Raw genomic sequence first — 17,711 nt, 5'->3', positions numbered from 1 at the left:
CAGGGGTAACACGATGACGACCACGACAGCCGCAGCCACGGAGCCGCCGGCCGCCGGCCAGCCCTACCGGTGGAACAGCCCGCCGAGGTGAGCCGCCGACCCTCTGCACCGCAACCGCCCTCCCCGCGCGACGACTTCGCCGCCTACACCGCGCACACCTGGCCCTGGCTGCTGCGGGCCGCCCACCTCCTGACGGGCGATCCGCGAGCGGCCGAGGACCTGGCCCGCGGCACGCTGGCGGAGACGTACGCCCGCCGGCGCAGGATTCCGCGCGGCGACGCGGACTTCCATGTGCGGCGGACGCTGGTACGCCGCCACCTGCGCCCGCCCCGGCGGCATCCCGCCGACGCCGGGCAGTCCTCGCCACTGCTGCGGGCGCTGGCGGGACTGCCAGCCCGGCAGCGCGTGGTCCTGGTCCTGCGCTACGGCGAAGGACTGAGCAAGTCGGAGACCGCCCAGGTGCTGGGCTGTTCCACCGGCACCGTCACGTCGCTCCTCCGGCGCGGCCTGGCCGCCCTGGAGGACACCTTTCCCTCCGGAGCGGGAGCACGCCCATGAGCCATGTCGACACCGCACACGAGACCTGGGTGCGCGAGGCGTTCCGGGCCGCGGTGGGTGACCTCGACGCCCCGCCAACCGCGCCGCTGGACGCGATCCTGCGCGAGGGCCGCACCCGTCGCCGCAGACGCCGTACGGCGCTGCTGGTGGCCTGCTCCCTGCTGCTGCTCGTGCCCGCGGTGGTCATCGCCGGCACGGACCTGACCCTGCCCGGAGGTGCCGGACCGTCGGCACCCGACACTCCCGCACCGTCCGGCACCGTGCGGGTGGTGGCGGCCGGCGAGCGGGTGCGGCCGTTGCCCGGCGCCGAGGTGTGGCTGACCAAGAACGAGGCGAAGTGGTCGACACGGAACGGCACCCGGGCCCTTGAACCGGGCGGCGGCACGGCCGTCAGCCTCCGCTCGGAGATCGTGGACGGCCGTCTGCTGCTCACCGGTGTGTACCGGGGCGAGCGGCCGGCGGCCCGCGTCGAGACGGTGACGCCCTCCGGCACCCTCACCGGCACACTGCTCACCCTGTCCGGAGAGCCCGGCTGGACGGTCTGGTACGCCACCGGCCGCCCGCCCTCGGACCCACGCGAACGGCAGGCGGCGCGCGTCACCGTGTACGCCGCTGACGGCACCGTCCTGGCCCGCGGCGGGGTGTCCCGGTGATCCGGCTCCGGCGCGTGGCGGTGCGCCGTCCGAACTGGCTCGTCCGCGCCCGCCGGCGCCGGGGGCGCTGGCTGCGGCGGGCGCTCGTCACCCTGCTGGCGCTGACCCTCGCGGCGTGCGGCGCGGTCGTCGTCGCGTACCGGATGACGGACATCCCGAAGCCGCACCCGGAGACCGCCGTCCAGAGCACCGTGTTCCTCGACAGGAACGGGGACTACCTGGGACGGCGCGGCCCGGTGGACCGCCAGGACGTACCGCTGTCGCAGGTCCCCCGGCAGGTACGGGACGCGGTGATCGCCGCGGAGAACCGCTCGTTCCGCACCGACTCGGGTGTCTCACCCACCGCCCTGGTCCGCGCGGCGGTGGCGACGCTCAGCGGCGGCGGGCGCCAGGGCGGCTCGACGATCACCCAGCAGTACGTCAAGAACGCGCTCCTGAGCCCCGAGCAGTCACTCGACCGCAAGGCCCGGGAAGCGCTGATCGCGATCAAACTGGACCGCACCCGCACCAAGGACGAGATCCTGGAGGGCTATCTCAACACCGTGTACTTCGGGCGGGGCGCGGCGGGCATCCAGTCGGCGGCACGCAACTACTTCGGCGTCGACGCACGCGATCTGACACTGGCCCAGGGCGCCGCGCTCGCGGCCGTCATCAACCTGCCGTCGTACTACGAGCGGGTGGGCGCCGACACGAAGGTCACCGCGACCCTGCGCAACCGCTGGGAGTGGGTCCTGGACGGGATGCGCGGCACCGGCCTGATCTCGGCGGCGGAGCGCACCGCCGCCCACTTCCCGGCGTTCCGCTTCTACCCGCCGGGCGAGACGGAGGGGCAGCGCCAGTACCTGATCGACATCGCCGCGGCGGAGGCGGCCGAACGGCTGGGCATCAGCCAGGACGAGTTGGCGCGGGGCGGCTACACGGTCCGTACGACGTTCGACCTGGCCGCGCAGGACGCGACGACCGAGCGGGTGCGCGACGCGCCCCGCGCACGACGGGGGGCGGCGCTGCGCACGGCGATGGTGGCGGTGGTGCCCGGGGACGGCGCGGTCCGGGTGCTGTACGGGGGCGCGGACTACACGAAACAGCCGTTCAACAACGCCGTGTCGGGCGCGGTGGAGGCGGGCACGGCCGTCGATCCGGTGACGCCCCTGACCGCCGACGGCCCTCTGGGCTCGCTGCGCAAGGCGGCGGCGCCGTCGCCGTTACGGCTGGCCACGGCCTACGCGACGCTCGCCGCGCAACAGACGTACGCCGAGCCGTACACGGTCTCGAAGGTCACCCGGGCCGGCCGCACCCTGCACACCGCACGGCCGAAACCGGTCCGTGTGCTGCCGGAGGGTGGGGGTGTCATGACGGCCGCGCCGCGTCCGCCCGGCGAACAGCCCACGTTCGCCCACACGGGCGGCGCGGGCACCGGCCCCGGCACCCGCACCCTGTGGCACACGGCGGCCGACCCGAAGCTGTCGGTCACGGTGTCGCTGTTCGCCGAGTATCCCGCGCGCGGCAAACGCCCGCCCCGCCCGGCCCGGCTGGGCGACGGGTTCGAGAAGTTCGCGATGTCGGCCGTGGAGGAGGTGCGGGAGCAGCTCGGCCGCTCCTGAACGACCGGCCGACCGCTGATCACGACGGCCGGCCGCGGTCCTTCAGCCCGCCGCGGCCTCGATGACCTCGTCCAGTACGTCGCGCGTGTACCGCAGTTCCTCGATCGAGCGGTCGATCCGGGTACGTTCCGCCTCCAGTTGCTCGAGCAGCCATGGAGTCGCCGTCTCCGCCGGTCCGCCGTCGTGGTCGCGCATGCAGGGGAGAACGTCCGCGATCTTGTCACTGCTCAGCCCGGCGGTCAGCAGGTGCTGAATGAGGATCACACGGTCTACGGCGGCCTCCGGATACTCCCGGTGGCCGCCGGGGCTGCGCTCGGAGGCGAGCAACCGCTTCTGCTCGTAGTACCGCAGGGAGCGCACACTCGCCCCGGTCCGCCGGGACAGCTCGCCGATCTTCATGAATCCAGCTTCCCCACGAGGGCCGGGGTTGAATCTCACACCGGTGTCATATTTTACGGTGCCCCGCATGACGAACACAGCGCCCGTATCGCCGCTGCTCACCCCGTACACGTCGGCCGCCCTCCACCTGCCCAACCGTCTCGTCATGGCGCCCATGACCCGGTACCGCGCGCGGGAGGACGGCGCACCGCTCCCGGTGGTCGCCGACTACTACGCGCAGCGCGCCGAAGCCGGACTCCTCATCACCGAGGGCATCTGGCCGCACCGCCGGGGCCAGAGCGGCTGGCGCGTCCCCGGGCTGGAGACGGAGGCGCACGTCACGGGCTGGCGTGCGGTGACCGAGGCCGTGCACGCCCGCGGCGGGCGGATCTTCGCGCAGCTCATGCACGGCGGACGCCAGGGGCACCCGCGCTCCCGGCTGCTCGGCGACATCCCCGCCGGGCCGTCCGCCGTGCCCGTCCCAGGACCCGTGCACGTCAAGGACGGTACGGCCGAGGCGCCCGTACCGCGCGAGATGACGGCACAGGACATCCGTACCGCGATCGACGATCACGTGGCCGCCGCGCGCAACGCCCTGCGAGCCGGGTTCGACGGCGTGGAGATCCACGGCGCCAACAGCTACCTGACACACCAGTTCCTCGCGGACAACACCAACCTGCGCACGGACGCGTACGGGCACGACCGGACCCGGTTCGCCGTCGAACTGGTCACCGCGGTCGCCGAGGCGATCGGCGCGCACCGGCTCGGGCTCCGGCTCTCGCCGGGCAACCCGCAGTTCGGCATGTCCGAGCGTGACCCCGCCCCCGTCTACCGCGCGCTGACGGACACGCTGGATCCGCTGGGCCTGGCCTACCTCCACCTCACGGACAATGACGACTACCCCGCGCTGGCCGACCTCCGCCCCCGCTGGAGCGGCACCCTGATCGCCAACGTGGGCGAGAACCACGCGCCCACCACCCGGTACCAGGGCGAACGCGTGCTGGCCGAGGGCCACGGGGACCTGGTGTCCTACGGGCGCGCCTTCCTCACCCATCCGGACCTGCCCGCCCGCATCGCCGCGGACGACCCGCTCGCCACCCCGGTCGACACGGAACACCTCTACACGCAGGGCGCGCGGGGCTACACCGACTACCCGACGCTCGCGGACGAACGTTCCGGCACCGCGACCGGGGCTTCGTTGTGCCAAGCCCGGTGAAGGGTCTCCACGAAGGCCGGTGCCGCAGGGACGGCGTGGGCGCCGATGCGGTGCACCGCAATCCCCGGGGTGCAGGGGTTCATGACGACGGCACCGGCCACCAGCAGGGAACTCCGCGGACACACGTCAGGACAGCACTGACGGCACTCCGGCCGCCCCGTCGTGAACGGCCGCGCCCTCTCCGGTCAGCCCCCGTCGGCGAACGATCCCGCGTCGGTGCTCCCGGGGACCCGGTCCGCCGCGCCGGCGGTCGGCTCGGAGGTGCCGGCGGCGACGGACGCCACGACGCGGATGTGGTCCCCCTTGCGGACACGGGCGTAGAACCACTCGGCGTCCACGCTGGTCAGTCCGACCCAGCCGGTCTTCCCGTCGATCGTGGAAGCGGCGTTCGCGCCGGCCGGGAGGGCGCCGACGTAGACGGGTGACTCGCCGTCGCCGCGCAGTTCGACCACGTACGGGATCTTGGTCTTCGCCAAGCCCTTGGGTGTCGTGTACGCCGACGGAGGCAGCACGTCGTACTTGGCGGCCACCATCAGGTCGCGGCCGGGCCGCAGGGCCGCGAAGTACTGCGGGTCCACACGCATCACGCGGTCTCCGACCGTCAGCGTGAGCCGGTTCACGTCGAGGAGGTCGGCCACCGGCGGCGACGACGACGTGGAGCGCGGTGGCGTGGAGCGCGGTGGCGTGGAGCGCGGTGACGTGGAGCCCGGCGACGTGGAGAGTGCGGTGGGCGTGCGCGAGGTGTCCGGCGCCGTGGCCGGAACACGACGCGTGGGCGCGACGTCCTCGGCGGGCGGTGTGAGGGCGGCCGCCACCGTCAGCGCACAAGCCGCCACGGTCGTCACACCGAGCGCGGCGCTCGCCCTGCGGCGTCGGCCGCGGCGCTGGGCGCGGGCCCGGATCTCGGCCGGGTCCACCGGCGGCGGAGGCTGGTGCCGTGCCGCCAACTCGCGCAGCATCCTGGCGAGTTCATCGGACACGGCCGCTCTCCCTCAACGTCGGCTCCGCGGCCTCGTCCACCGCGAGGTGCCTGGCCAGTGCCGCCCGTCCACGGGACAGACGGGCCTTGACGGTCCCCACGGGCGCGTCGGTCTCGGAGGCTACCTGCTCGACGGTCAGGTCGCACAGATGGTGCAGCACGACCGCCATGCGTTGTGTCTCGGGCAGTTGACGCAGCGCGGTGACCAGCGCGGTGCGTTCGGGGCCCGGTCCGGGGGTCGACTCAGGAAGCGGTGTACGGCGCACCAGTTCCAGCCAGCGCTTGGCGCGACGCCACCGGCTCACCGCCAGGCGCATGGCGACCGTCCGTATCCACGCCTCGGGCGCCGCGTCCACCAGGAGCTTGTGACGCCGGTCCCAGGCCTGGACGAACGCCTCCTGCACCACGTCCTGGGCCTCGCTGAGGTCCCCGGTGAAGGCGTAGAGCTGCCCGGTCAGACGGGGGAACGCGGCCGCGTAGAAAGCGTCGAACTCGTCCTCGGTCATGCCCTCCACCGGATTCTCGGGTTTCCCGTGCGACCCGGGCGTTTCCTGCCGCCCATGGGTCCCACGGGTCGCTCCCATCGAAGCACACCCCTCTGAGAAGACGGTGAACACGGTCCCCGGGATCCATCGATCAGCGAGGATCAACGCCCGAGAAGGCGGAAGGTGTTCCCCCGCGCCTCGAAGAGGAAGCAGGACTCGTCCGGCCCCGGGGTGAAGGTGCCGTCCGCGAAGGTGAGGGTCTTGGCGATACCACGGTGGGTGATGCCGGACAGGCGCTGCGCCACGGCCGGCGGGGTGACGTCGGCCGTACCGCCCAAGGCCGTCAGCGCCCGCGCCACCAATCCGACCGCGTCGTACGCCTCCGGTGCCCAACGGCCGGGCCCGGACCCGTACTTCGCGCGGTAGGCGGCCCGGAAGTCGCGCGAGACGCCGCCGGGGTCGGTGAAGGGAGCGGCGAACAGCCAGTCCCGCCCCGCGCCTTCGGCCTGCCGGAGGAAGTCCGGCCGCATGATGTGCCAGGTGCCCAGGCGCGGACCGGTGAAGCCCGCCTCGTCGAGCGCGCGGGCACAGCGCGCGGCGCGCTCGGACGACGTGCCGCTGAAGACGACGGCCTGGGCGCCTCCGTCGAGCGCGGCACGGACGGCGGGGCGGAAGTCGTCGCTGTCGGCCGCCACGGACCGCACGTCGGTGGCGCCCTCGTTGGGCCGGGCCCGCGTGAGTGCCGAGGTGAGCGAGGGACCCGACGGACCCGCCGCGCGGTCGTCGATCACGGCGGTTCGGTCGACCGGCCGGTCCTCGCTCAGATACGAGACCAGCGGGATCGCGAGTCGGGACTCGGGCGCCCGGGTGACGCGCAGGATGCGCCCGGCCGATTCAAGTCCGGTGTCGTCCAGGGAGACCAGCACCATGGCCGTGCCCGCCGCCCGGTGCACCGGGGCGGCGGCGCGCGCGGCGGTCTCCGTGACCGGCCCGAGGACGGCGCACACCCCGGCCTCGGTGAACCGCCGTGCCGCGCGCTCGGCACGGGTCGCGTCGCCCCGGTCGTCGACGGTGTCGAGGGCGAGCCGGAACGTGATGCCGGTCCGCGCGTTGTGCCGCTCCACCGCGAGCCGCGCCCCGCGCTCCTGCGCCACCCCCTCCGCCCGCTGGTCCCCGGTCATGTCGGCCTGGAAGCCGAGCGTGTGCACGGGGAGGCCGTCGCCGGAGCCGCCGGCGCTTCTCCGTCCGGCCGCCAGATATGCGGTGATCCCGCCGCCGACCGCCACCACGGCGGCCGCAGCGCCGCCCATCAGCAGCACCCGGCGCCGGTTCGGCGGGAGTGCGTCGCGCAACTCCCGTACCGTTCGGGACTCCCCTGCCGCTGCGGCTTCTGCGGCTTCTGGCGCCCCTGCGCCCTCACGGGTGCGGGACCCGTGCGGGGGCGGCGGGCCGAGCGCCGTGTGGTCGCCCGCCGGTCGGCCGGGTGTCCGCCGCGGGGCGGGCACGTCCAGTGCCCGCGCCGACCGTTCGGCGACCATGCGCAGCACGGCGGGCGGCAGGTGGTTCCCGGTCCGCTCCTCCCCCGGCCCTCCGTGCCGGACCGGACGCGTCCTGGGGTCCCGCAGCGCCGCCGCGACCCGGGCGGCCGTGGGCCGCAGACCCGGATCCTTGGCCAGACAGGCCCCGATCAGCGCCCGCAGCTCGGCGGGCACCTCCGCGAGGTCCGGCTCCTCGTGCACCGTCCGGAACAGGACCCCCGCCGCGTTCCCCGCGCCGAACGGCCGCCGCGCGCCGGCCGCGTGGGCGAGGACGCAGCCCAGCGCGAAGACGTCGCTGGGCGGGCCCACCTCCTCGGCGCGGGCCCGTGCCTGCTCAGGGGAGAGAAAGCCGGGGGTGCCGACGACGGCGTCGGGTGCGGTGAGCGCGGTGGCGCCCGCGGTGTGCGCGATGCCGAAGTCGATGAGGCGGGGGCCGTCCAGGGCGAGCAGGACGTTGCCCGGTTTCACGTCGCGGTGGACGAGTCCGGCCGCGTGCACGGCGGCCAGTGCGTCGGCGAGCCGGGATCCCAGGGTCCGTACGGCGGCCAGGGGCAGCGCTCCGTGTCCGTCGATCACCTCGCTCAGGCCGGGCCCGGGGACGAACTCGGTGGCCAGCCAGGGTGTCCGGGCCTCGGGGTCGGCGGCCACGACCGGCACCAGCCAGGGTCCGGTCAGGCCGCGTACGGCCGCGACCTCGCGCCGGAAGCGGGCGCGGAAGGCCGGGTCCGCCGCGTGCTCGGCCCGGATCACCTTCAGGGCGACCAGCGCCCCGCCCGCCGTCCGGGCCAGGTAGACCACGCCCATGCCGCCCGCGCCCAGCCGGGCCAGCGGCTGAAGGCCTCCGACGTCCTCGGGGTCGTCGGCCGTGAGCGCACGCATCACAGACTCGCCTCGCCCGCGAAGGCATACCGGCCGTCCTCGACGACGTAGCGGAAGACGTCGTAGCCCTTCAGCAGGCCGTCCTCGAACGCGTACGTCCGCGCGAGCCCTTTGTACGTGCCCTTGGCCAGCAGGCCGTACAGCTCGCTCCGCGAGGGACGGCCGCCGGCCGCGGTCAGGCGGGCGACGACCATGCGGGCCACGTCGTAGGCCTCGACCGCCCAGTACGGGGGCGCGGACCCGTAGCGCTCGCGGTACGCGGTGGCGAAGGCCCGCACGGGAGCGGCCCGCGGATCGGTGTACGGCGCGAAGACCTCCCAGCCCTCGGCGGCGGGGCCGGCGGCGGTGAGGAACTCCTGGCCGGCGGCCGGGTAACCGAGGACGCGCACCCCGGTGAAGTCGAGCCGTGCCAGGGCCCGCGCGACGGCCGCGGCGCGGGCGGGTGTGCCCGTGTAGACGAAGCCGTCGGGCTTGCGGGCGGCCATCTCGGCGACCAACGGGTCGATGTCCTCGGCCAGTCGGGGCACCACCCGGGGCTGGACGGGGATCTTGACGACGCCGAGGGACTGGAACGTGGTGTGGCCGATCTGCCACGCCCCGACGCCGCCGTCCCGGTCGACCAGCACCCCGGCGCGCTCGACGCCCCGCGCGTCCAGGTGGAAGGCGATCAGGGCGGGCGAGACCCCGTATCCGGGGACGGCCTGGAGGAAGTGGCGGGGCTGCGAGGTGCCGTAGACCTCCTGTGCGGAGGATGCGGTGAGCTGCGGGACGCGCTGTGCGTCGTACTCGTCGAGGCTCGCCCCGGTCGTCCCGTCGCCGGTCGAGCCGATGACGGCGAGCAGGTCGCGGTCGGCCGCAAGGGCGCGGGCGATCGCGGTGGCGCGGCTCTCCTCGCCCCGGTCGTCGCCGACGACGAGGCTCAGTGTGAAGGGTCTGTCCTTACGGGAGTTGAACTGCTCGACGGCCAGCCGCACCGCCCGTTCCTGCGCCGTGCCGATCGCCTGCTGAGGGCCGGTCAGGTCGGCCTGCACCCCGAGCACCCAGCGGCGGGCCGCGGGAGGGCTGTCGCCGTCGCGTCCGCTCGCCCAGAGCGCGGCACCACCGCCCGCGGCGAGGAGCGCGGCACCGCCGCCGAGCAGGAAGGCTCGACGCGCTACGGGCCTCGGCGGCGGGGCGTCCTGGGCTACAGGAGCGGGCGGCTCGACGGTCACCGGCCCTGCGGGCGCCGCGTCGAGCGCGGTGGCCTCGATGCCCGGCAGGGCGAGCATCGCGGCGGAGCGGTCGGCGATGAGCCGTACGACGTCGTCGGGCAGCCAGTCGAGCGGGCTGCCGGAGGTGTCCTCACCGGTGTATTCCGGACGGTCGGCACCGGTGCCCCCGGCAGTTCCTGCCACCCGGTCCGCGCCGGTGCCGTCGGTCGGCTCCGCACCCAGTGCCGGGTCGAGTTCGTCGGCGGTGGGCCGGGCGGCCGGGTCCTTGGCGAGGCAGCGCTCCAGCAGCTCGCGCAGGTCGTCGGGTACGCCGTCGAGGTCGGGCTCGTCGTGCACGGTGCGGTAGAGGAGGGCGTCCACGGCTCCGGTGCCGAAAGGCGGGCGCCCGGTGGCGGCGTACGCGAGGAGGCAGCCGAGGGCGAAGACGTCACTGGCGGCGGTGGCGGGCTCCGCCCGTGCCTGCTCCGGCGCGAGGAAACCGGGGGTGCCGACGACCATGTCGGCCGAGGTGAGCGCCGTCTCCTCGGGTGCGCGCGCGATACCGAAGTCGATCAGGCGCGGGCCGTCCACCGCGAGGAGGACGTTGCCGGGCTTGACGTCGCGGTGCACGAGTCCCGCCCTGTGTACGGCGGTCAGCGCGCGGGCCAGCATCCGGCCGAGGACCAGAACTCCGCGCACCGGCAGCGGGCCGCAGGCGGCGACGGCCTCGGCCAGCGAGGGACCCGGCACGAACGCCGTGGCCAGCCAGGGCGCCGCCGCGTCCGGGTCGGCGCCGGTCACCGGCACGGCCCACGGGCTGTCAACCCGCCGGGCGGCCGCCACCTCGCGGCGGAACCGGGCCCGGAACTCGGGCTGGTCGGCGTACTCCGGCAGGATCACCTTGACCGCCGCCAGGTCCCCCGACTCGGCGCGGCCGAGGTAGACGACACCCATGCCGCCCGCGCCGAGCCGCGCGAGCAGGCGGTGCCCGCCGATCCGGGCCGGGTCGAACGCGGTGAGTCGCTCGGTCATCGGCGGTCGTCCCCCGTTCCGCCGGGCCGCGCCGAGGGCGGGTCGCCGCCGTCCGGGGCGTCCCGCCCGACCTCTGCCCTGAGGGCGGCGCGCATACCGGAGTGCGGGTCCCTCAGCCGGTCGAAGAGGTCGCTCTCGGCCCAGCCCTCGGAGCCCTTGGCGGAGACCGCGAGGGTGAACTGGCCGATCCGGGTCTGCGACCAGACGTACGCGTGGGGGCCGCCGAGTTCGTCGCTCGCGTAGCTGCCGGTCTCGGTGAGGATGTCGTCGGCGTAGCCGCTGAGGGCCTCACCGAAGTAGGCCGGGACGTCGGTGAGTTCCCCGAGGACCTCGCCGTCGCGCAGCAGTTGGGAGGGGCAGCGCATCATTTCCTCCAGCACCTCGGCGTTCTCCCAATCGGCCCGCTCGGCGGTGCGGTGCGCCGTGACGACGGCGGTCAGCCGCAGGGGGCCTCTTCCGCCGCCCGCGGGAACCTCGTAGTGGCGGGTCAGCGTGGCGAGGATGCTCCTCGGGCGCGCCCGCTGCTCCCAGACGCAGTCCTCCCCGAGCACCGCCCACCGGCGCGGATCGCTCTCGTACGGGCTGCTGCGGACCGTGTCCGGACCGAACGCGGCGGGCTGCGCGACGACTTCCCGGACGAGGGCGGCGGCCCGGGTGGCGGTCGTCGGAAGTCCGGCCGGATCCAGACCGGCACTGGTGCGGGGCGACGGATCGGCGGTCACCGTGACCCGGCCGCCTGCCGCGGCGTCGTCCCCCGACGAGTCACCTCCGCCGGAAGTACAGCCGGCCAGCAGCGACCCGCACACCGCCACGACCAGCCCGAGGCACGCCACTTCCCCTCTCACCACCGCAACTCCCCTGGCTCGTCGGCATCCGAAGCGTCAGCGACGATGCTAGGCAGCGAAGTGCTTGCAGCAGCCGGCGATCGACGGAAAGTGGCACAGCTGTGCCACGGCTGTCACACGAGATGTCACATTGCGCGGGTCACCGCCAGGTCTGCGCAGACGCGTTTGCCGCACGGCCACAGGTCGACTCCCCAGCGGGTCGCAAAATGGTCGACGCTGGCGAGTCCACGGTCGCTCACGGCCAGGAGACCCATGGGCCTTCGAACGTTCCCGGCGTGACATCTGTCGATGACGGCCATCTGTACGGCTTGCTCGTCGAGACGCCGGACAGCCAGCCACACCACGTCGTCATGTGCGTGCTGAACGGGGTTTGCGATCAGCTCCGCGTCGTCCGCGGTCAGATCCCACGCCCTGAACGCGCTCCGCACGACGGGGCGCACTCTGGGTACCGACACCTCGCCCGTGCCAGAACCTCGGTCAGGGCGTCTCCGCCCTCCTCGATGTACTGAGGTCCCCTCCATTACGCCTGGCCCGGAAAGGCCCCCGCACAGGCAGCTGGACGTGCCCCTCACCCGTTGGGCAGCCCAGCCAGGGCCAATCACAGAGCGCCGACGGCGCGACACAGCACCGTAGTCATCCCAAGCTCGGTTGCCGCATGGCCGTCCCATGCAAGACGGGATCTCAGGGGCCACCGCTGACCGGCCGCCCAGCCTATGTATCAGTGATGCGTCAGAGGCGCTTTGCCGGGGCAGGCTGCCGCGTGCCCCGGCCGTGCCACCAGTTCCACACTGTATGTCCTACGAGAAGCACTACGGCCACGGCCGAGAGCGCGCGCACCGAAGCCCAGACCATTTCGACGACCCGGCCCTGCGAGTCGTCTACCTCCGCCGTCAGCCGCAGGGAAGCCTCGAAGAAGGCGATCAACGGGACTAGCAGGCGGAACCCGAGACCGCCGATGCCGGGCGTTCTCGCCATACTCCCCAGGAGCCCAATGGGCGCACCGAAGACGAAAGCCGCCACCCCCCAGAACAGGGCCCTGGAGGAGAGGCCATCGCCTGCACCAGAGATGACGTGTCCCCCGGCCGGAACGTCGGGGCTCAGAAACTTGAAAATGTAATATACGGCCACGCCGACTGCCAGTGCCGAAGACGCCAGCAGCGATGCCTCAATTCTTGACCGCCGCGAGTAACCGACCAGGAAGGCGAAGCATGCCCACGACCATCCCACGGAAAATATGACGCCTACAGCCTGACAGGCTAGATTGTCGAATTTGCTTGCGAATGGGCCGACCGTGCCGAGCAGTGCACCTGCCCCGAGAATTGCCGCAATAGGAGCGATGCGAGAACGCGTAAAGTGTGCGATTTTCATGACCCTATTCTTTGGTCAATTCCTCAGGGAGAGGAACTCCGCCCCCGGCAGTGGCTGCCGGGGGCGGAAGGAACTAGTACTTAGCGTAGTAGGTCTTGCACGTGTACGCCGCACCCGCGGTGATATTGGCGTAGGACCACAGGCCCTTGGCCACTATCTGCTTGTCCTCCCAGCTGGCCACCTGCACGGTCGACCCATGCTTCACCGTTGGGTGGTAGTAATTCGAGTAGCAGTACTGGCCATCAGTGGTGAGATTCTTTCCATAGCTCCATGTTCCGCCACCAATGTCGAGGACTGTCATCGGCGTGACGCCTCCCGTGGAGTCAGCCGTGAACTCCACTACGCCCCATTCCTTGGGGTCTCCCAGTGCCGCAGGCGGCTGGGTGCCATCACCCTGGATGTGAGTCGTGACGGTGACGGTGCCAACGGCCGGAACCTGGGTGCCGTTCGCAGTAGCCGGGACGGCAAGGACGCCTGCAGCCAGGAGCCCACCCGCCAGAGCGAAAGCCATAGACCTACCGGAAACCTTCATGCAATTCCCCTCCCATGATGCCCCCGTCACGGGGGCAGCGAATGGATCTTCCCCCAACCCGCGCATCCTGGCAAAGAGACACCAAAACACTTGGCTGAAAAATGCCGCCGATCGGCGTGAGAGATTTGCACGCTCATTCAGTAGTTAGCGCGACGCCAAGCATGCCGCAGCCGCCCAACTCCGCTGCCCGCAGGGCTCCGATGCTCGCCGCGCCGATGACGCGGACGCCCCGGCCCAGCGTCCAAACGTTCTCCTTGTGCCGCACGGCCGGCGCCTGGTGGTAAACGCCGTCGATGATGACGACCGTGTCCCCGGCCTCGATCCCCGGGTCGAACAGGCCCCCGTGCCTGATGGGAGGCCTGATCCGCAGGCCGTCGCCCTGGAGGGCGGGGTCGTCCGGGCTCAACGTGGGCCCGGTGAAGACGTGAATCACGTTGGTCTCCAAAGGTGCGCAGATGGGACGGGCGCCCGGCCACACCGTGTGGCCGGGCGCCCGCCGTCGAGCCGGGTCAGAACGTGTAGCACTCCTCCTGCTCCACGTCCTCGCTGCGGACGACCGCGGCGGTGTCCACCAACTCCTCGACGGCCGCGCCGTCGGCGACCTGCTCCGTGGTCTTCGCTGCGTTCTCTGCCTTCGACACCATGTCGGGTGTTCCTTCCATCCCGTCCTCCCGGCGAGGCGGGTGCCTCCCGGGGTTGGTTGCCGCGCCGGCTGCTCAATGACGACCAGCCGGCGCGGAGTCCAGAGCGCGATCCCGTCCGCCGTGTCGGCGGCGGCCGGAACCGGTGTCCCGGTGCCGTCACTCCCCGAGAGGTCAGCCGGGACGCATGACCCACCCCGGGCCGGGGACCGCACGCGAGGACGCGGGTCTGGGCATGGGGAGCCGGTCAGCTGCCGCTACCGGCCCGGGGCGGGTGGTCGGATGGTCTGGTGGGGGCGGCCAGCACGAGCGCCGACAGCAGCGCTACAAGGGCAACCGCGCACACGACCACCGCTGTTCGAGGGGTCATTGGGGGCCCTTCTTCACCACACGGAGGTGGAGGCCAGGGGCGCCGCAGGCGATCTCTCGCCAGCACGTCGGGCAGGCGTGCACCTCCCAGCCGGGCCCAGCAGTACCGAAGCTGCGGGCGAGGAGGCGGCCGTCTCGGGTCGGGGCGCCGCAGGAGACGCACACCTGTACCGCCTGCGCCCCGGCGAGGGGCCCGAGCACCCATTCCAGGCCCAGGCGCAGCAGCCGGGCGCTGTGTCCCACCGGCTGGTCGTGGGCACGCGCAGCCAGCGCATCCCGGAGCGGTAGCCCTCCCGGCCGCACACCAGCAATTCGTCGCCCTCGCGGTGGAGCTCCACCCCGGCCGCCGGGGCGTCCGGCCAGCGGTCCGCGGCGCCGGGCGGGATCACCCACAGCAGGTGGCCGCCGGTTTCGTCCTCCAGGAGGGGCCCGGAGCGGTCCGCCAGGAGGTCCAGCACGAGGTGCCCCCACGCGGCGGGCACGGTGACGGCGTTCCATGCGCCGTCGACGGGGACCAGGTCCAGGGGAATGTCCTTGCGCGGCAGGTACGGCGGCCGTAAGACGGCGGCGGTCGTCATGGTGCGGTCACCTCTGCCCACACCTGCTTGCCCCAGGGCAGGGGGATGACGCCCCAGTTGCTGGCCAGCGCGTCGACCAGGCACAGGCCCCGGCCGGCCTCTGCCAGGGGGTCCGCGATCTGAAGCTGCGGCAGGTCTCGGCTCTTGTCCGTGACCGCGACGCGGACCCGGTAGCGGGCCGTACGGGTCACCACCATCCGCACCACAGTGCCCCTGGCGTGCCGGGCGGCGTTGCTCACCAGTTCCGAAGCGATCAGCTTCACGTCGTCCGCGAGATGCTCCAGGCGCCAGACGGCCAGCACGATGTCCACGATCTTCCGGGCGTCCTCCGCGGCTTGGTCGTCCCTCTGCAGCGCGCCGCTGTAGGACGGGGCACCGGTGCTTGAAGCGACCGGCCGCCAGGTCGGCCGTAGCCGGTCTACCGTCTCGCTCTCGTGGGTGGTGATGCTCGCCATGCTGAAGCCCCCAAGCGGCTGTCGTGCATTTACGGAGGCGGGTCCAGGGGGCCCGCCCTACAAGCCAACAGCCGGTCAATGCCGGCGTGCGGACGTCCGGGCGGACATTCCGGCGGACATTCTGACGCGAGAGGACATCCCGGTCCGCAGTACCGACTACGGTCAGTAGACGGGCGGACGAGCGGAGTTACGACGTGGCCGAGGAACTGACGCTGTTCGAGCAGGCGTGCACCGCGCAGGGCTGGGACACAACAGGCAAGTTCGTCCGGGCCTTTGAGGCGACTGCCAACCTCTTGGGCGATCCGATGACGGTGACCCCGCGTCACGTCCGCCGCTGGAAGTACGAGATGCCGCCCCCGACCCCCAGGGCCCGGACATGGCGAGTCATCCATGCAATGTTCGGCGTAGACCCGACCGAGCTCGGTTTCCTCAACCCCCCAGCCGGTGTCACCGTGAGAGGAGCAACGCCCCTCGCAAAGGAAGGCACCAGCGTGCACCGACGGGCCTTTCTCTCCGACTCCATCGGCGCCGCCGCAGCCGTCGCCTTACCTCACCGAGAGCCCACCGTCACGCCACCGAGCAGTACAGGCGCCGTCGGCACCACCCACGTGCTGGAGCTACGCGAAGGACTCCGGTCCCTGTACCACTTGGACGACGCGTACGGCGGCGGCGACGTCCTCTCGCTGGCCGTCAAGCACTTGTGCCGCGTTCGCCGCGTCATCAACACACGGGACTACCCGGAAACCATCGGCCGACAGCTACGCCTCCTCGCCGGCGAGACCGCCGAGCACTGCGCCTGGCTGCACTACGACGCCGACGACCAGGACGCGGCCACTTCCTACTGGGGAGACGCCCTGACCACCGCCACGATGGTGCGGGAGACCTCCCTGGAAATCCTCGTGCTCGCCTCCCTGAGTATGCAGGCCAGCTACACCGGACGGCCCCGCGACGGTTACGACCTGGCCCGGGCCGCCCAGGAACGGGCCACCCGCTACGGCTCGCCCATCATCCAGTCCCTCATCGCCTCCCGGGAGGCCCGGGCCCTGTCCCTCATGCGGGACCACTCCGCCGCCCGCCAACGCCTCACTGAGTCCATGCGACTGGTGGAACGAGCAGACCGCGGGTGCCCCTCCCCGGACTGGGCGGCCTTCCACGGCCACGCCGAGCTGGACTACGCACAGGGCCTGCACTACACCGAGACCGGCCACCACGACCGCGCCGTCGCGTTCTTGCGAGCGGCCCTCGCCCACCAGGACCGCACCTACGGCCGCAATCGCGCCCTGTACCGTCTCACCCTGGCCCGGAGCCTGGTGAGCTGCGGCGAGGTCGACGAGGGCGCCGCCCAGGCGACCGAAAGCCTGGGCCACCTGGAAGAGGTCGAGTCTGGGCGGGTACTGCGCCGGCTGACTGAGGTCGTTGACCTCCTCGGCGACGTCGACGCCGTCTCAGCCCGCCAGGCCGCTGAGGAACTGACGGACTACGTGCAGGAGAGGAAGGCAGCATGACGCCCGAGGTGACCTACACCCGACACGAGGGCGCGGACGCTGGCAGCGCCATTGACGCGTTCCTCCCGGCGTACGAGGAGATCTACGCAGAGCCGCCCTACCTGGAGGGGCCCCGGGACGTCGCCGAGTTCATCGAGCACTACGCCGTCCAGGCCGAACGCCCTGGCATGCGCCTGGTGCTCTGCCACGACGGACAGGATGTCGTGGCCTTCTCGTACGGCTACTACCTCGCCCCGGACACCCGGTGGTGGACCAATCTCCAGGACGTCCAGCTCCCGCCCGACCAGGCGCGCGAGGACGGCCGGCGCACGTTTGTGATCATCGAACTGGCTGTCCGCAAGGCCTGGCGCCGCCGCGGGGTCGCCGCCACCCTGCACGGCCTCATCCTGAAGGACGTATATGCCGAGCGGGTCACCTTGACCGTACGGCCCGAGCCCGAGGCCGCACCGGCCCGCCTGGCCTACCAGGCGTGGGGATACCACCGCCTCGGCACCTCCCACCCGTGGGAGGACGCACCCCTGTACGACTGCATGGTCCGCGACCTGCAACAGCATCCGCTTACCAACCCTTGATCACCGTACGGGCGGTGTCAGCCCCGCCCGTACCTTGGGGGCATGCCCAACTCCCCCGATCTGCGGGCATTGTCTGCTGCCCTGCGCGGGACCACCTCAACGACGCCATCCGCAACCTGATGAACCAGCCGGCCAGCCGCGAGCACTCCGAGCAGTGGGCGGCGCTGCTGGAACAGTGGGCGGACTCCTGCCCCTGCGACTGCTGGACGACCGCCGCCTGACCCCCGGACACGGGTACGCCCCGCCCCGGTCTTCCACCCCGGATGGTCCCGATGCGCGGGCAGGTGCAGCCGGGACGCTGATCCGCCTTGCCGTTCGTCACCAAGGTTGGGCAGCT

At 72.5% G+C, this 17,711-nt stretch carries 18 protein-coding genes; 6 read left to right on the top strand and 12 right to left on the bottom strand.

The annotated features are described in order from the left end of the window. Nucleotides 1–87: 87 nt before the first annotated feature. The 3 genes from DN051_RS42240 to DN051_RS42230 are packed head-to-tail and all read left to right on the top strand — an operon-like array spanning nt 88 to nt 2,812. A complete protein-coding gene (locus DN051_RS42240; RefSeq protein ID WP_162625180.1) occupies nt 88–558 on the top strand; it encodes a sigma-70 family RNA polymerase sigma factor in 471 nt (156 codons plus the stop codon). Next, entirely contained in the window at nt 555–1,211 is a 657-nt protein-coding gene (locus DN051_RS42235) for a hypothetical protein (RefSeq protein WP_112443068.1), read from the top strand. The genes DN051_RS42240 and DN051_RS42235 overlap by 4 nt, the downstream gene beginning before the upstream one ends. Continuing rightward, a complete protein-coding gene (locus tag DN051_RS42230; RefSeq protein ID WP_112443067.1) occupies nt 1,208–2,812 on the top strand; it encodes a transglycosylase domain-containing protein in 1,605 nt (534 codons plus the stop codon). Before DN051_RS42235 ends, DN051_RS42230 begins: the two co-directional genes overlap by 4 nt. A 42-nt stretch (nt 2,813–2,854) precedes the next feature. On the opposite strand, the gene DN051_RS42225 is transcribed toward DN051_RS42230, so the two are convergent. Continuing rightward, on the bottom strand, nt 2,855–3,211 hold the full coding sequence (locus DN051_RS42225) for a MerR family transcriptional regulator (RefSeq protein ID WP_053763482.1): 357 nt from the start codon (nt 3,209–3,211) through the stop codon (nt 2,855–2,857). A 67-nt stretch (nt 3,212–3,278) separates the two neighbouring features. On the opposite strand from DN051_RS42225, the gene DN051_RS42220 reads away from it, so the two are divergent. Continuing rightward, nucleotides 3,279–4,406 carry an alkene reductase gene (locus tag DN051_RS42220; protein WP_112443066.1) on the top strand — a complete coding sequence of 376 codons (1,128 nt, stop codon included), beginning with the start codon at nt 3,279–3,281 and terminating at the stop codon, nt 4,404–4,406. Between the two features lie 185 nt (nt 4,407–4,591). Here the strand turns inward: DN051_RS42220 and DN051_RS42215 are convergent, their stop codons facing one another. The 11 genes from DN051_RS42215 to DN051_RS42165 form a co-directional block, all read right to left on the bottom strand. Beyond that, nucleotides 4,592–5,386 (bottom strand): hypothetical protein, encoded by a 795-nt coding sequence (locus DN051_RS42215; RefSeq protein ID WP_112443065.1) that lies wholly within the window; start codon nt 5,384–5,386, stop codon nt 4,592–4,594. Further along, complete coding sequence (locus tag DN051_RS42210; RefSeq protein WP_053763479.1) at nt 5,376–5,891, bottom strand: SigE family RNA polymerase sigma factor; 516 nt, start codon at nt 5,889–5,891, stop codon at nt 5,376–5,378. The genes DN051_RS42215 and DN051_RS42210 overlap by 11 nt, the downstream gene beginning before the upstream one ends. A gap of 140 nt (nt 5,892–6,031) precedes the next feature. Next, complete coding sequence (locus DN051_RS42205) at nt 6,032–8,287, bottom strand: bifunctional serine/threonine-protein kinase/ABC transporter substrate-binding protein (RefSeq protein ID WP_112443384.1); 2,256 nt, start codon at nt 8,285–8,287, stop codon at nt 6,032–6,034. Beyond that, nucleotides 8,287–10,509 (bottom strand): bifunctional serine/threonine-protein kinase/ABC transporter substrate-binding protein, encoded by a 2,223-nt coding sequence (locus tag DN051_RS42200; protein WP_112443064.1) that lies wholly within the window; start codon nt 10,507–10,509, stop codon nt 8,287–8,289. Before DN051_RS42200 ends, DN051_RS42205 begins: the two co-directional genes overlap by 1 nt. Further along, nucleotides 10,506–11,354 carry a hypothetical protein gene (locus DN051_RS42195; protein ID WP_246041269.1) on the bottom strand — a complete coding sequence of 283 codons (849 nt, stop codon included), beginning with the start codon at nt 11,352–11,354 and terminating at the stop codon, nt 10,506–10,508. The genes DN051_RS42200 and DN051_RS42195 overlap by 4 nt, the downstream gene beginning before the upstream one ends. Before the next feature lie 729 nt (nt 11,355–12,083). Further along, complete coding sequence (locus tag DN051_RS42185) at nt 12,084–12,722, bottom strand: hypothetical protein (protein ID WP_112443062.1); 639 nt, start codon at nt 12,720–12,722, stop codon at nt 12,084–12,086. 73 nt (nt 12,723–12,795) lie between these two features. Continuing rightward, on the bottom strand, nt 12,796–13,254 hold the full coding sequence (locus tag DN051_RS42180; RefSeq protein ID WP_112443061.1) for a lactococcin 972 family bacteriocin: 459 nt from the start codon (nt 13,252–13,254) through the stop codon (nt 12,796–12,798). Between the two features lie 133 nt (nt 13,255–13,387). Further along, nucleotides 13,388–13,687 (bottom strand): TfuA-like protein, encoded by a 300-nt coding sequence (locus DN051_RS42175; protein ID WP_112443060.1) that lies wholly within the window; start codon nt 13,685–13,687, stop codon nt 13,388–13,390. A gap of 76 nt (nt 13,688–13,763) precedes the next feature. Further along, the gene (locus DN051_RS47400) at nt 13,764–13,898 is read right to left on the bottom strand and encodes a hypothetical protein (protein WP_281289086.1); all 135 of its coding nucleotides are present in this window, start codon (nt 13,896–13,898) and stop codon (nt 13,764–13,766) included. A 380-nt stretch (nt 13,899–14,278) separates the two neighbouring features. Then, nucleotides 14,279–14,842 carry a hypothetical protein gene (locus DN051_RS42170; RefSeq protein ID WP_112443059.1) on the bottom strand — a complete coding sequence of 188 codons (564 nt, stop codon included), beginning with the start codon at nt 14,840–14,842 and terminating at the stop codon, nt 14,279–14,281. Further along, nucleotides 14,839–15,297 (bottom strand): ATP-binding protein, encoded by a 459-nt coding sequence (locus DN051_RS42165; protein ID WP_112443058.1) that lies wholly within the window; start codon nt 15,295–15,297, stop codon nt 14,839–14,841. The genes DN051_RS42170 and DN051_RS42165 overlap by 4 nt, the downstream gene beginning before the upstream one ends. Nucleotides 15,298–15,491: 194 nt before the next feature. Here DN051_RS42165 and DN051_RS42160 point away from each other — a divergent pair, with 194 nt between their 5' ends. Then, nucleotides 15,492–16,802, top strand: coding sequence for an NsdA family TPR-like regulatory protein (locus DN051_RS42160; protein WP_112443057.1), 1,311 nt, complete (start codon nt 15,492–15,494; stop codon nt 16,800–16,802). Then, nucleotides 16,799–17,374 (top strand): GNAT family N-acetyltransferase, encoded by a 576-nt coding sequence (locus DN051_RS42155; RefSeq protein WP_112443056.1) that lies wholly within the window; start codon nt 16,799–16,801, stop codon nt 17,372–17,374. Before DN051_RS42160 ends, DN051_RS42155 begins: the two co-directional genes overlap by 4 nt. The last annotated feature ends 337 nt before the right edge of the window (nt 17,375–17,711 follow it).

This window comes from Streptomyces cadmiisoli (assembly GCF_003261055.1).
GTDB lineage: Bacteria > Actinomycetota > Actinomycetes > Streptomycetales > Streptomycetaceae > Streptomyces > Streptomyces cadmiisoli.
This window is presented reverse-complemented; position numbering and strand designations above follow the sequence as displayed.